The organism is Meiothermus granaticius NBRC 107808 (assembly GCF_003574355.1).
GTDB classification, from domain to species: Bacteria; Deinococcota; Deinococci; order Deinococcales; family Thermaceae; genus Meiothermus; species Meiothermus granaticius.
Genome location: NZ_QWLB01000061.1, coordinates 1 through 14,442, shown reverse-complemented (window position 1 = coordinate 14,442; position 14,442 = coordinate 1). Strand labels below are relative to the sequence as shown.

Genomic DNA, 14,442 nt, shown 5'->3' with positions numbered 1-14,442 from the left:
CCGGTGGGGCGATTACGGGCTGGCTGGGAAGGAGCGGCAGGGCCGGGGGGTAGACAATTCGGGCGTTGTCAGGGCCGTAGTAGTACACCTCCAGGCCGCAGGCCCAGTCGGCTCGAGGGGGCGAGGTGGCGTTGGCGTGAATGGAGACGTAGAGGTTCCTGCCTTTGGCCAGATTGACCCGCGCGGTGAGGTCGGTGCGCTTATCCGCCGAGAAGGCGCTGTCGTCATTGCGGGTCAGGATTACTTCTACCCCGGCGCTTTGCAGCAAGGCCGCGACCCGTTTGGCCACCTCGAGGTTGACCTCTTTCTCCACCACCAGCCCCACCGCCCCGGAATCCGGCCCGCCATGGCCGGGATCCAGCACCACGCTGAAGCGCCGCCCCTTGGCCTTGACGAAGCTGAAATTAGGGGGTGGGGTAAAGGGGGTGGTGTCGGCAAAGGCCCCGGAGAGGTCAATCACCAGCCGCTTGCCCTCCCCCTCAGCGGCGGGCAGTTCTTGCAGTTTGAACCCGGAGCGCGGGCTGACCCCTTGGGGGGTCAAGAACAGGATTCCGGCGTGGTCTTCAAACTGCTCCATCACATACCCCGCTAGCTCGGGCCGGTCGGTGTAGGTGATGCCGGGGGTGATGGTGAGGCCGGGAAGGGTTAGGCGCAGGGCTGCTCCTAGAGGCTCGAGGGTATAGGTGGCCCCTGGAGGCAGATCAAACACCACCCGGGTATACCCAGGATGGTCGCCGATTCGTGGGGCCAGCCCCTCAGGGTTGGGCACCTCCTGCGCCCACACCACGAATCCCCACAGCATTAACAAGGCCAAGCCCAGACCTAAGCGATTCAAACCACACCCAGTGTACGCGCTGAGGGCTGAGCCTTGCGTGAGGGAAGAGCGCTCTAATCCTTAAACAGGGTCACCGCCGCAAACCCCTGTTTGTACCGGGCATATACCGTTTCCATCTCGAGCCTGTGGTGTTGCAACTCGGTCTGTTGAGGCGCGGTAGCCTCCAGGGCCTCGGCCACGCTGGCATAAACCCCGGCCCCCACCAGCCCCAGCACCGCAGCGCCTCGGGCCGGGCCTTCCTCGATCTCGGTGCGGGCCAGCGGGAGCCGCAGGGCTGAGGCCACGATGCTAAGCCATAGCTCCGAGCGGGCTCCCCCACCGATGGCCAGCAACCGCTCGAGCCGTACCAGTGGGCGCATGACCTCGAGCACGTCCCGCAGGCTCAAGGCTACGCCCTCGAGCAGCGAGCGGGTCAGATGCCCGCGCCCATGGGCCAGGCTCAGCCCCAGCCAGGAGCCGCGCAGATCGGGATCGAGGTAGGGGCTGCGCTCCCCGGCCAAGTAGGGCATGAAGACCAGGCCATCGCTGCCAACCGAGACCGCCTCGGCCTCGCCCATCAGCTCGTCAAAGGGGACGCCAGGGGCCAGCTTGTCTCGGTACCACTGCAGGCTGCCGGCGGCAGCCAAGGTGACCCCCAGAAGGTGATACCCTCCGTCGGCGTGGCAGAAAAGGTGGATGCGGCCCTCGGGCTCGGGGGTGGGGGTCTCGAGGGGCACAAACAGCACCCCGCTGGTGCCCAGGCTCAGGCTGCCCAGACCAGGGCGGGTCTGAGAAAGCCCCAGCCCGATTGCCGCCCCAGCGTTGTCCCCGGCCCCCGCGACCACCGGTAGGCCCTCCGGCAGTCCGGTGGCCTTGGCCCACTCTGGGCTCAGCCTACCGCTTACTGCATGGGAAGGGAGGACCTCGGGGAACATCCCTGCGCGCAAGTCCAGAGCAGATAAGATATCGTGGTCCCAGGCTCTCGCAGCCAGGTTAAGCGCCCCCACCCCCGAGGCATCCGAGGGCTCGGTGGCCATGTGTCCGGTCAGGGCAAACCCCAGGTAGTCCTTGGGGAGCAACACTTGGGCCACACGGGCAAAGTGTTCCGGTTCTGCTCGACGCAGCCAGACCAGTTTGGGGAGCTGGAATCCGGTTACCGCTGGGTTTCCAGTCCGCTGGATCAGCTCGCCGCGGGGTATGGCCCGCTCGATCTCGGCGCAGGCTTCCCCGGTGCGCTGGTCGTTCCATAGCGGAGCCGGGCGAATCACCTGCCCCTGAGCGTCCAAGAAGGTTGCCCCATGCATCTGCCCGGAGAGCCCGAGCGCTACCGGCTCGTACCGCCCCCGGAGGGCCAAGGCCAGCTCAGAGAGCGCCTTGCGGGTAGCCTCGACCCAGTCCTGTGGGTTTTGCTCGGTCCAGCCAGGCTTGGGGGTGAGCAGCGGATAATTGGCGCTGGCTTCTGCAACCCGCTCCCCTTGGGCGGTGACCGCAATGACCTTGAGACCGCTGGTGCCCAGATCTAAACCGATGGATACGGGGTTCATGCGTCTCCTAGCGCACGCCCATCAACAATTCCAGGGTGAGCTGATCGAGCCGCTCCAACCCCGGTCCGCGCTTGCGCAGCGCGTCCAGATCGAAGCCTCGAGCCTTGAGGGCCTCGGCCTTTTCCTTGGAAAAGCCTTTGGAGAGGGCCTCGAGCTCGGCGTCTTCAACCCGGTAGGCCTTGAGGGCGGCCTGGATCTCGCTGTCTTGGTCGAACCGCTGGGCTTTTTCCTTGAGGATCAAATAGGTGCGCATGCAGCCCTTGGCAAACTCCCATACCCCAGCCTCATCCTCGGTGCGCAGGGCGTGAGCGTCGAAGTGGCGCGGGCCGTCGTAGCCCGAGTCCTCCAGCAGCTTGACCAACATGAACGCCGCCTTGAGGTTCTCGGCCCCGAAACGCAGGTCTTGATCAAAGCGGGACATCTTTTGGTCGTTGAGGTCAATGTGGAAGAGCTTGCCCGCGTCAATGGCTTGGGCGATGGCGTGGGGGAAGCTAAGCCCAGCCATGGTCTCGTGGGCGAACTCCGGGTTTAAGCCGAAGCGCTCGGGCTTGTCCAAGGTGGCGATGAACCCCAGCGCCGCCCCGACGACCGGCAGAAAGAGATCGCCGCGCGGCTCATTGGGCTTGGGCTCGAGGGCAAAGCGATAGCCATAGCCCTGCGAATCGCTGTACTCAGCCAGGAAGTTTAGGCTGTCCCGGAACCAGGAGAGCGCATCCAGCAGCTTGCCGCTGAAGTCCACTTCTGATCCCTCGCGGCCGCCCCAGAAGACATAGATTTGAGCCCCCAACTCGGCCCCCAGGTCCATGGCCCGCATGGTTTTTTGCAGCGCGAAAGCCCGCACCCGAGCATCGGCAGAGGTAAAGGCTCCATCCTTGAACACCGGGTCGGTGAAGAGGTTGGTGGTGGCCATCGTGACCTTGAGCCCGGTTTGCTCTAGGGTCTTTTTGAACTCGCGCACGATACGGTCACGCTCGTTGGGGCTGGCCTCAAGGGGTACGAGGTCGTTATCGTGGAGGCTCACGCCATAGGCCCCTAGCTCAGCCAGCTTCTCCACAATATAGGTGGGCTCGAGCCGCACCCGGGTGGCCTCCCCGAAGGGGTCACGCCCAAGGTTGCCCACCGTCCATAGGCCAAAGGTGAACTTGTCCGAAGGTTGAGGGGTGTAGTTGGCCATACCTAGGATCTCCTGTTCCTGTTTCGGCTTGAGGGGTAGTCTCCGACGGCTGTGAGTATAACGTTTTTCTCCATGGCTCTGGAAGATATCCGGGCGGCTCGAGGCCCCAGCCGCGCGGGACTCTTTGGGATAAGCTCGAGCGGACAGGAGACCAGCCGCCACATTCACAGCTCGATGATGATCACAGGCCCAAGTCCCGGCTGGCTTGGGCCTGTGGAGTGGCCGTAAGACCTAAACCGTCTGCTCACGGGGCCGAGTGTCAGACCCGACCCTACGCAAATACATTAGGGTTGTACGCTCAACTCGCCTTGGCCGCTGGGCAAGGGGCCGGGGTTGCGCGAGAGGATGTTGTCCCAGACGTAGCGTCCGGCTTCTTCTCTTTGTATGTCGTGGTTGAACCCCTCCAGGCCGCTGCGGTAGCGACGATACCACGAACCGGGCAGGGGTTTGCCGTCCACCACGAAGTCGGTGCGGGTGTGGTCGAAAAACTCGTTGATGCCGGTGCCCAGCCGGAAGCCCATGGCCGAGTCGAATTCCACCAGGCCGTCGTTGTCAATCACGTTATCGCTCACCGATACACCGGTGCCAACCACCCTGGGGGCGGGGATGCTGGTCAGGGGCCAGGAGAGCGTCCAATTGGCATGATTAAGACATGCCGAAGGAAGGTTGGTCTGGGTGGTCAAGGTCTGAGTCATCCAGTTGGAAAGATTCACCGCCAGGCCGACGAAATCACCCCCCAGGCTGTTGAGGGCGCTCAGTAAAGCAGGGAAGTTGAGCAAGGCCAGGGCACTGGCCGCTTGCTGCAAGCTGCCGTAGTGGGCCACCAGGGCCACCACCACCGGGCCATAATCCAGGGTGATATTCACACCCGAACAGGACAACCGGGGCTCCGGCAACTGCACGCTGCCGCCCAGGTCAATCCGGAAACCCTGGTTGAGAAAGATGGGCACAGCGGAGGTGCTTTGCACCTTGAGTTGCCCCAGCACGAAGCGCAGAAGGCTAGAGATATCGCTGCCGAACTGGGCGCGGAAGAAGAGGTTGAGCTGCGGGGCCACCGAGTCCAGGTATGTGCGCAGCAGGGCCAGGGCATCCACCCGCTCGGTGCGGTCGAGCTGGCTGGCAAAGCCCGCAAATGGGGTGCGGGGGCCGGTGCTCAGGTCCAGGAACCGGTAGATGAAGTCCCCCCCGATGGCCTGCAAAACCCAAGACTGTTTAGCCTCGCCTTTCTGTAAGCTACCCAGGTCAATGTAATCAAGGGGGATCTGAACCAAGTTGAGGGTATCGGCCACAGTGCTGCCGGGGTTGCGGGCTCCCAGGGCGTAGATGGGGATGAGCTGGTTTTTGGCCCCCACGATGGGGGAATGGTTGGTGCGGATGGCCCGGCTGGGGTGCAGCGGCCCGGTGTTGAGGGCCGCCCACAGCCCGGTGTGGCTCTCTCCCCAGACTCGGTTGGTGCCAAGGATGGTGGTTTGGGCGAACTGTTCAAACGAGGCCAGCGCGGCAACCACCGGCTCGGCGTTGACGGCGTCGAGGGGCGGCAGGTTGATCAGCAGGCTCACGGCGTTACGCCAGGCATTGAGCAGGCGTTCTTGTTCCTGGTCGGCTGCATCGGTAGTACCACGCAGCACCCCTACGGCCCGGATGACCTCCGTTGCCCGATCCATAAAGCGCACGCCCTGATGGGGGGTGGCCATGGTGGTGGCGTAGTAGGTCAGGTTGCGCAGGTAGTCCATCTTGACCCGGGTGGACAGGTCGCCGGTGTCGTAGCGGCTGTTGCTGGCGGGGAAGCGCAGGCTGAGGGGGTTGGTGATGGCTTGCAGGGAGGCTCGAGTAGGGTTCGAGAGGATGAAGCGGGTGATCAGGCCGCCCCAGCTATGGGCTACGAAGACCAGCTTGGGTTTGCGGCTGAAGGTCCGCTCGAACAGGGTGACGCAGGCGTAAATCTGATCCACCGCGTACATGGCCTGCTCTACCAGGCTGTCCTTGGCATCCCGGTGGCTGAGCAGTACGGTCAGCCTGGGTGCGGCAGCCTGCCCAGGGCTAAAACGTTCGGCGGTCATCAGGTCGCCCGGGGTGCATTGATCGGAGGCGGGTACCTGGTCAACCCCCTGGCCGGGCAGGGTCAGGCCGTCATCGAGGAATTTCTTTCCAGTGATGTCGGTGCCCTCGAGGGTTACGAGTGGAATATCCTTGTCCAGGACGGCCCCCAGCAGCCCCTTCACAAAGGGGTAGGTCCAGTAGTGCCGGGCGTGCTTGCGGGTGCCGGGCACGCCGTTTTCCCTGGGGTCATCCCCTGGGGTTCGGGCGGCGGCCCCGTGAAGCAGCACAATGAGGGTGGGGCTATCGGGAACCACCATGTGGCGCAGAAGGTCTACCGGGGTCAGGTTGAGGTCGCGGGGGGGCAGATTGGGGAAGTTCACGCTTACCCCCGGCGAGGCGTTGGTGGAAGTGGGCGGCGTGGTGACCTGCACCGGGGCATAGAGGCCGGTGCTGTCGCCGGTCGCCAGCCGGGAGGCTCCGGCCATTTTGCCGGTGTTGGTCACAATCAGGCCGGTAAGCTGCCCGTCTTGTTCGTGGCTGTAAAGCCCCGCACCGGAGCCAGGGCGGGCCCGCTCTGCGCTCCAGCGCAGGGTGTTGCCGTCGGGCAGGGTGAAGCTGCCGCTGGCAGTCTGGCCGTCCAGGCGGCCCTCGAGGCGGTGTCCGTTGGGGGCGGTGGTGGGGTTAATCTGCCCTGCGCCTACCGAGCCGTAGAACCAGCCGGTATGGCTGCCCCAGCTGTTGGGGCCACCACAGGCGTAGGCCACCAGGTTGCCGTCCTGCACCACCAGCGCAATCAGGGCATCGCTGCCCACAATCTCACCCACGAACACCTGCGGGCCGGAGTCCGGGCTGGCCGAGCGGTTGCCGCATCCTACCAGCAACACCAGCAATAGTCCTACTACCAAATGTACTAAAGGCCGCATGATTCACCTCCTGAGCTATGCTCCTGAGCACTGCCCCGGTTTGGGTTTGGGGGAGCCTCGAGGGCTACTGTAGGCATCAAGCGCTACACCAGTGTCTCAAGGGAAGACCGTTTGTAGACTTGCTGTCAGGGTGATTGAAACGCCAATAGCGTAGTAAGTTGCTGCCTGAACAGTCGGTAACCACCTTGTCTAGTACGAAGGGCCCCTAACCCAGGGTGGCTCATTTTTGTGAAAAGTCTTCTATCGGATTGGAGTAAGCAGGAAAGCACGGGTCTGGCCGTTGAACCGACCATAACCAACGATCTGGCCTTGATTGTTGATGTCGCTAGCCTCGGTGAGTACCCATCCCTGGGTTGAGTCAATCAGAGAGTTCAAATCGCTCATTTGACCGTTCCGCCAGATAAAAGCGCGGTTTGTATTGCTGGCATTCTCGGATGAGCCAACCACAACGCCCTGGTCATTGATACCCCAAGCGGTTGACGTTCTTCCGCCAAGTGTGCCTAAATCGGTCATTTGCCCGTTTTGCCACAGGAAGGCATGGGTCTGGCCGTTGGCGAGGATGGAAATGCCTACCACCTGGCCGAGGTTGTTGAGGGCATAAGCCTCCGAACGGTTTCCACCGAGGGTGCCCAGATTAATCATTCCACTCTGCTCATTCTGCCAAAGGAATCCCCGGAATTCTCCGCCAGGAGTATGGGATTCACCGGCCACCTGCCCACTTTGGTTGATGGCATAACCTGCTGAGAGGCTTCCTCCCAAGGTTCCCAGATTGGTCATCTGGCCATTTTGCCAGCGGAACGCTCGAGCCTGGCCACTGACATTGGCAGCCCAGCCGGTAATTTGGCCGTTGTTGTTGATTTTGCGGGCCAATGAGAAGCTTCCCCCTAAGGTTCCCAGGTTGGTCATCTGTCCGTTTTGCCACAGGAAAGCGTGATCTTGGCCACTGTCAGTGCTGGAGGAACCCACAATCTGACCGTTTTCGTTAATCCCGTACGCTTCCGAGGAACTGCCTCCCAAGGTTCCTAAATCGGTCATCTGGTTGTCCTGCCACAAAAAAGCACGGACCTGGCCACCGGTGTTGCGAGACTCTCCCACTACTTGACCGTTTTCATTGATTTCCCAGGCGATGGAGTAACTCCCCCCAAGTGTGCCCAGATCTGTTATGCAGTACTGCACGTTTGCAGAGCCAGCACAACCTACGCCGACATTCCCCAGCTCGAGCCGCGTGTCCAGCAGCCTGGTCTTTACAAAGGCCACAAAGGGGCGCCGGGTGCTATTGCCGCTGCCCTCCACCACCTGCCCATCCACTGTAGCCACCCAGGGAAGCTCGAACTCGGTCTGGCCAGGGGAGGCCGTGGCCTGGTTGGCCAGCACCAGCACGGGGTTCTCGGGGGTGCCGGTGTTGTGATAGACACGCACCGCCTCCACCTGGTAGCCCAGAACGGGGAACTGGGTATCGCCCAGGTTCACCCGGAAGCGCACGGTGTCGCCCGCCCGGAAGCTGTTGCGGTCGGCAATGAGGGATATGGCTCTGGGGGAGGAGGCCAGCTCGAAGGGGAACTTGAAGCTTACGGCTGTGATCGGGAGTTTTAGGGCCTCCAGAGCCTTTTGTAAATCTTTGCCGGTGCCTATGCTGAGCTCCGCCTTGAGGCCATACCTGGCTGCGAAGTTGGCGTCCTTTACTTGCGTCTCTTCTGAGGCCAGCTGGCCTTCCAGGTTCACCCCAGCCTTGGCGATGAAAAATTCGTAGTCGGAAACCCTTATCCCTACCACTTGAATGGCTTTGGTCATCCATGCGCGAAGGCCGGTGTTGAGGCTCAGGTAGGCGAAGCCACCGGCCCTAGCCTCCAGCTTGACCCCCGAGGGCACCTCTGGAAGCGTCCACTTCAGGTCTGGCTTGACCTGCTCCTGGGTTATCTCGTGGGGTACGCTGCAATCGGGGTTGCACTCCAGTCCGGTTCGCAGGCTCAGCAGAAGCTCGGTGCTGGCCTTAAAGCTGGCGTTGGCCACGGGTATCTGGCCCTCGAGCTCAAAACCGGCCCCTACGGGGTTGTAGAGCTTGGCCACGGCGAAAAGCACTCCGGGTACCGGCAGGGGTATCTCAAAGAACTGCATCTTGCAGCTGACCTTGCCGGCGATGGCTGCACTCAGCCTGGGCTCAAAGGTGAACTGTACCTTGGGCTTGCCCACCAGCAGAAGCCTTTTCGTTTGGTCTGTCCATAGCAGCTCAAAGCCCAGAGAGGAGAGGTCTATTTTTACGTCTACTTTGTTTACAGAGACGTTCAACGCGCTGCCCGCGTCGGTGCTGCACTTCAGGGGTCCCAGGTTGAAGTCCACCATGGGCCGCACAGCTCCGGGGCCCAGGGCGGTGGTGGAGAGGCTTTTATCCGGCTTAAGGGAAAGGCTATACCTACCCCCGCCCTCCGGGGTGATCTCAAAGTTTTCCTCCACATCCTGGGGAATATGGGGTGAAACACCCCGCAGGTCAAAGGTCTCTTGGAGACGATAACGGGAAAGGAGTTGGTCAATGGACACCAGCTCGAGCGTGACCAGGGTCTGGTTCCCGTTCTGCCTGACCTCCAATACCCTTCCCGCCACCGGCAGGCTGCCCTGGCTCATCAGCACGCTCCCCACCGCCGGGGGGCTCACGCCTTCCAGGGTGACGATGTAGCGATAGCCCACCTCGAAGGGGGCATTGGGGTCGGTGCCCTCGATAAGGACGACCTGGCTGTCCGAGACCAGGGTGGCCCCTACCACTGGCTGGGCCACCATCACCCCCACCTCGGCCCTGGTCTGCCCAGCCTGCACCACCACCCGGGCCGAGCCCAGGTCGGCCTGGGCCGTGATCCGGCCCTCCGGGGTGACGCTGGCGATGGCGGGGTTGCTGGAGCTATAGGTGAAGGCCGCTTTGATCTCCCTGCCCTGGGCGTCGTAGGCCCTGGCGCGCAGGGTTTGGCTCTCCCCGGCGCGGGTCAGCAGCAGGCCACCTGGGGTAACCTCCACCCGCACCGCCTGCGGTGGGGGTGGGCTGGGCTGACCGCAGCTCAGCAAGAGTATTGGCAGGGCCAGGGCCAGCCAGTACCGGCAGGAGCGAATAAACAGCGTCTGAATATAGGTTTTCATGGACTCCTCCTTGGCCTTGTTTGCTCTCCAAAGTCTGTTTCTTGGGCTTTTCAGAAACCCAGGGCTATACACCACCTCAGCGCAACCGGCGCGGCCAGCGGTGCTCTAGGTAGGCCCGTAGCTCCTCCCAGGAGGTCAGCTCCACCTCGTTGCCGGTCTTCAGGTCGTGCAGGCGGTAGGTGGCGCGGGGAAGGCCGTTCGGACTGGGGGTGGTGAACACCCGCACCAGGAGGCTCTGGCGCAGCCTGGGGGTCATGGAAGGCAGGGTAGGGGGGAAGCGTTACACCAGCGTCTCAGGCTGGGGAAAGCGGGCAGCTTGACGGATAAAATCTCGGATTTCTGGTGCGGACATGGTTTCACCGGCTTGTTGCAGTGAAGCCAGCTGCTCTGGCAGTACCGACCCCATCACCCGTTGGCGCAGCTCGAGATACCCCTCAAAGACCGGGTAGCCGTGTTTTTGGCGCAGACCCTCAACCGCAAACCACAACCGCACGGCCTCCTCGGTAAACCCCAGATGGCTCCAGAAGGCGGCCAGCTCGAGGGCGTTTTCGCTGAAAAACGCCAGGTTGCCCAGCTCAAAGAACTCCAGCACATGGGCCCGGTAGATCGGCTCGGCGGCAGGATAGTCGCCCAGTTGCCACAAGGCATAACCAAGGTTGCCCTGGATGAGGGCTTTGTAGAAGGGGTGTTCCAAGCGCTGGGCCAGCGCCAGTGCTGTTTCGCAGAGTTCCACCGAGCGCGCATACGCCTGGCGGCCTAAAAGGTAGCCAGTCCAGTTGGCCAGGCTGATCATCTCCAACCGCGCATCCTGTCGCGCCTGGGCCAGCTTTAGGCTCCTCTCGAGATACAAACCAGCCTCCTCCAGCCGGTTTTGTTTCAGAGCCAGGTTTCCCAGGTTGAGCAAGGCGTGGTTTTCTACCCGTTCGCAACGGGATTTCTGGGCCAGCTCGAGGCTCTTTTGTAGGTGCTTTTGCGCTTTGTGGAACTGCTGCCGGTTGGTGGCCAGCCAGCCCATCAGGTTGTGGTACTCGGCCACGAATTCTGGGATGCCCGCCTGCTTGCAGCGCTCCAGGGCTTTGGGGGCCAAGGCTTGGGCTGCGCTGTGGTCGTCCATCCCCACCGCCATCCCCAGCGCCTTGAGGAACAGCCTGGCCTGAACCTCTGAAGGCACTTGATCTAGGTGGGCCAGGGCTTGCCGAACCCAAAAAGCTCCGCCCTGCCAGCGGCCTGTCGCTTCCCAATACCGCCCCAGACTGACCGTAAGGAGCACGGCCTCGGGGATGTTGTGGGCGTACCCCCAGTCCAAAACATGATGTAGGTTGTCCGCTTCGGCATCCAACCGGGCCAGCCAATGGAGCTGTTGTTCACTGCCCAAATGCGATTCGGCTTGATCAGCCAGGGTTCGGAAGTAACCTAGAAGCTTTTCGTACACAGTTCGGGCTTCATTGCTTTGTTGCAGTTGCTCGAGGGCGAACTGCCGTACCAGCTCGTGCATTTGGTAACGCCCATCGCTGCTTCGGCGAAGAAGGGCGTGGTTGATCAGTTGTAGGAGACGCCCCAGGTGGGCCCCGGCGACCTGCTCGGCAGCCTCGAGGCTGAACCCTCCCGGAAATACCGCCAGCCGAGCCAGAGCGGCCTGCTGGGCTTCGGACAAGAGCCCATAGGAGTAGTCCATAATGGCCTGCAGGCTGTGCTGATGCTCTGGAAAATGGGGCTCCGTTGGCAGGACTCCCAGACTATGGCTGACTTGAGCCAGGAGTTCCTCCAGGCTAAGGACTCGGAGCCAGGTGGCGGCCAGCTCGAGGGCCAGGGGCATCCCCTCCACCCTCCGACATAGTTCAGCCATGGCTTCCAAGGTGGAGGCGCTGGGCTCGAGGCTCAGGTTTTGGCGCTCGGCCCGCTGGTAAAAAAACCTCACCGCGTCGTAGTTTCCCAGGGGTTCTTCGGTGTGCAGGGGAGGATAGGTCAGGCCCCCCAGGTCGAAGAGCCACTCGCTGGGAAGTTCCAGGGCTACCCTCGAGGTCACCACCAGCCGAAGGCCTGGGGCCTGAAGGAGGTCTTCCAACAAACCCGCCTCGGCTTGCAGCCGCTCGAAATTGTCCAGCAGAAGGAGCATCTCCTTGTATTGCAGGTAACGCCGCAGTTGGGTTTTGGGATCGGTGGGGCCGCGAAGGCCGAGGCTCAGCGCCGAGGCAATGCTTGCGACCAGCAAATCCGGTGTCTCTACCCCCACCAGGGGCACGAACCAGACCCCATCGGCGAACCGATCCGCCATTCGCTGGGCCAGCTCTACGGCCAGTCGGGTCTTGCCCATGCCGCCCAGCCCTACCAGGGTCAGGAGTCGGCACTCGGGATTGGTCAGCTTTCGCTCGAGAGCAGCCAGCTCGAGCTGCCGCCCCACAAAGCGGGTGTTGAAGCCAGGCAGGTTGTGTTTGGGATGAGGCTTTTCACCAGGAATTTGCGCCGACTCATTCCGCCGCAGGGCCTGGGCCAGTTCCTGGGTGGCCCGCAGGGGCTCCAATCCTAGCTCCTGCTTCAGCTCCTGTACAAAGCGTTCGTAGACCTTCAGGGCCGCCTCGCGCTGCCCGGCCAGGTAGGCAGCCCGCAGGTAGTCCTGTACGATGTCCTCACTCAACAGGTTCTGCCGTAGAATTTCCGCCAGCAGCCGGCAAGCCTCGGCGTGCTGTTCGGCTTGCTGGAGGGCCTCGGCGTGGTGGCGGGCGGCTTGCTGCCAGGCTTCCCGCAGGCTCTCGCGCTCGAGGGTGGCCCAGTCTTCCAGGGCGGGCGCGTCCTGCCAGGGGAAGCCCTGCAAAAAAGGCCGCCGATGCAGGCGCACAGCCCGTTCCCAGTGGGCTTGGCCCAGCGCCTGGCGGAAGTGGGCGGTATCGGTATCCATCCGGAGCCGGACCCGCTCCCGCTCGACCTCGAGGCCCCCAGCCCAGGGCAGGGCTTTGGCCCGGTGCAGCACCACCCGCAGGTTGTGACGGGCTTCCTCCTCGGGGCGGTCGGGCCAGAACAGCCCGGCCAGCGCCTCGCGGCCCACCCACTCCCCCCGGCAGGCCAGGTAGATCAGCAGGTACACCGGGCGCGAGGGGACCAGGTCGTGGCGCACGTCCCCCACCCGCACGTGGGGCTCGTCCAGCAGGTACAAGCAGGCGGATGACCACATATGCTCCACCAACGCTTTAGGGTGTTCTCATTGTAGTGCCTAAAACCGTAGCGAAGCACTCCATTCCCCAGTCGGGAGCTTTGGGGCGGGTAGGAGAAGGCCATGCCCGTAACACCTTCGCGCCCAAGTAACGCCCAAACCGGCACTCCAGCCTTGATTCTCCCTGCATACTCTAGGGCATGGACACCTGGGATCTGTACCAACATCTTCTGCACCAAGCCCGGGATCGTGAGCATAAGAGCGCATTGCGGGCCTTGCAGTTTCTGAGCCGCCACGCCCATCACTTTGGCCAACCCCAGGCCCCTGCCGAGGCCATTCGTGAGGTCGAGGTGGGGATCAAGATCCTCAAGCAAATTCCGGTCAAAACGGGGGCGCTGGCCGCCCACTCGGTAGACCCCATGGAGCTGTGGGAGTTTATCCTGCGGCTCGAGCAGGTTGAGTTGCAGCGTTGGAATGGCGCTTTGGCTGCCGTGCAGGGGTAACCTGAATTAACCGCAGATCCGGGCTCCCTCATGAGGGGGCCCGGACTGGTGCTGCGGATGTGGTGGAGCCGAGGGGATTCGAACCCCCGACCTCTTGAGTGCGATTCAAGCGCGCTCCCAACTGCGCCACGGCCCCACGCTTCTCGAGGCAACCGCTAGTTTAGCTTCCGAGCGCAGGGATGTCTAGTCTGGCTTAGCCCTCATGCACCTTAACCCGTACCCGTCCGTGCTGTCCCCGCACCTCGAGCCGGGCTTTGGCCTTGCCCCGCCGATACTCAGCCACATAAACCCCGCCCTTAGCCCGGTACTTGGTGCGTACCCAGCCCCGCCGCTCGAGGTCGCGGTCGTGGTGGCGGTATACCTCGTAGACCTGGTGGCTGCGGTAGACCACCACAATCCCTTGGGGCTCGGGTTGCCGCTCGACCACCACCAGGGCCGGCATCAGCGAAACCTGAATCCCGGCGCTGACCTGAACGGGCGCTGCAGGCACTTGAATCTGGAGTTGCACCTGAGCCAGGCCTGACGAGACCAGCAAAACCAGGGGGAGAATAAGCTTCATGGGGCTCAGGCTAAAGCCCTCCAGGAGCCTGAAGGTGTGATGGGGGTTAAGCTGCGCTTTAGGTCACGGGGCTAAGCGGCGTGGGATAGACGCCTATGGGGAAACCTGCAAGAATGGGGGCCAATGAATTCCGAGGTCTGGAACAAGCTGGCAGAGCCCTTTCCAGCAGGTGAGGTCCAGTGGCGAGTGGAGGCCCTCTCCAAGGATAAGCGCCGGGCTTTGGTGGTGCCTTATGTGGATGCCAGAACCGTGCTGGACCGGCTGGATGAGGTGCTGGGGCCGAGCGGCTGGGCCGATAGCTATGAGCTGCTCGAGGCCCGCGACGCCAATTACGCGGTGCGTTGCCGCCTTACCGTTCTTGACACCGCCAAAGAGGACGTGGGGGAGGGGGATAGCCTCAAAGCGGCCTTCTCCGATGCCCTGAAGCGGGCTGCGGTGAAGTTTGGCATTGGGCGTTACCTCTACCGCCTGGACAAGCAGTGGGTGGATCATGACCCGGATTCAGGGCGCTTCAAGATCCCCGAGCTGAACTGGGGGGAGCCCAAACCCCCGCTCGAGGGGAGCCGCCCTGACCTAAAACGAGCAGAGCCCGCCCCGCTGGCCGAGCCCCCTCG

At 62.8% G+C, this 14,442-nt stretch carries 10 protein-coding genes and 1 tRNA gene; 2 read left to right on the top strand and 9 right to left on the bottom strand.

Going from position 1 to position 14,442, the window contains the following annotated elements; genetic code table 11:
• From Mgrana_RS15465 to Mgrana_RS15435, 7 genes are all read right to left on the bottom strand, one after another.
• Positions 1–835 (bottom strand): N-acetylmuramoyl-L-alanine amidase (locus Mgrana_RS15465; protein ID WP_240631404.1); only part of this gene is annotated, 835 nt, incomplete at its 3' end.
• Positions 836–888: 53 nt separating this feature from the next.
• Entirely contained in the window at positions 889–2,358 is a 1,470-nt protein-coding gene (gene xylB, locus Mgrana_RS15460; protein ID WP_119358487.1) for a xylulokinase, read from the bottom strand.
• A 7-nt stretch (positions 2,359–2,365) separates the two neighbouring features.
• On the bottom strand, positions 2,366–3,532 hold the full coding sequence (xylA, locus tag Mgrana_RS15455) for a xylose isomerase (protein WP_119358486.1): 1,167 nt from the start codon (positions 3,530–3,532) through the stop codon (positions 2,366–2,368).
• 284 nt (positions 3,533–3,816) lie between these two features.
• Positions 3,817–6,495: an alpha/beta hydrolase gene (locus Mgrana_RS15450; RefSeq protein WP_147021125.1), complete on the bottom strand. Its 2,679-nt coding sequence runs from the start codon at positions 6,493–6,495 to the stop codon at positions 3,817–3,819.
• A gap of 240 nt (positions 6,496–6,735) precedes the next feature.
• Positions 6,736–9,618, bottom strand: coding sequence for a DUF3466 family protein (locus Mgrana_RS15445; RefSeq protein ID WP_119358484.1), 2,883 nt, complete (start codon positions 9,616–9,618; stop codon positions 6,736–6,738).
• Positions 9,619–9,694: 76 nt separating this feature from the next.
• Positions 9,695–9,874 carry a hypothetical protein gene (locus tag Mgrana_RS15440; protein ID WP_119358483.1) on the bottom strand — a complete coding sequence of 60 codons (180 nt, stop codon included), beginning with the start codon at positions 9,872–9,874 and terminating at the stop codon, positions 9,695–9,697.
• A gap of 24 nt (positions 9,875–9,898) precedes the next feature.
• On the bottom strand, positions 9,899–12,787 hold the full coding sequence (locus Mgrana_RS15435) for an ATP-binding protein (RefSeq protein ID WP_119358482.1): 2,889 nt from the start codon (positions 12,785–12,787) through the stop codon (positions 9,899–9,901).
• A 179-nt stretch (positions 12,788–12,966) separates the two neighbouring features.
• On the opposite strand from Mgrana_RS15435, the gene Mgrana_RS15430 reads away from it, so the two are divergent.
• Positions 12,967–13,269 (top strand): hypothetical protein, encoded by a 303-nt coding sequence (locus Mgrana_RS15430; RefSeq protein ID WP_119358481.1) that lies wholly within the window; start codon positions 12,967–12,969, stop codon positions 13,267–13,269.
• Between the two features lie 60 nt (positions 13,270–13,329).
• Here the strand turns inward: Mgrana_RS15430 and Mgrana_RS15425 are convergent.
• Both Mgrana_RS15425 and Mgrana_RS15420 read right to left on the bottom strand, forming a co-directional pair.
• Positions 13,330–13,405 (bottom strand) — tRNA-Ala (locus Mgrana_RS15425).
• Positions 13,406–13,462: 57 nt separating this feature from the next.
• The gene (locus Mgrana_RS15420; RefSeq protein ID WP_240631403.1) at positions 13,463–13,828 is read right to left on the bottom strand and encodes a hypothetical protein; all 366 of its coding nucleotides are present in this window, start codon (positions 13,826–13,828) and stop codon (positions 13,463–13,465) included.
• 123 nt (positions 13,829–13,951) lie between these two features.
• Here Mgrana_RS15420 and Mgrana_RS15415 point away from each other — a divergent pair.
• The coding region (locus tag Mgrana_RS15415) for a Rad52/Rad22 family DNA repair protein (RefSeq protein WP_119358480.1) at positions 13,952–14,442 on the top strand (491 nt) is incomplete at its 3' end.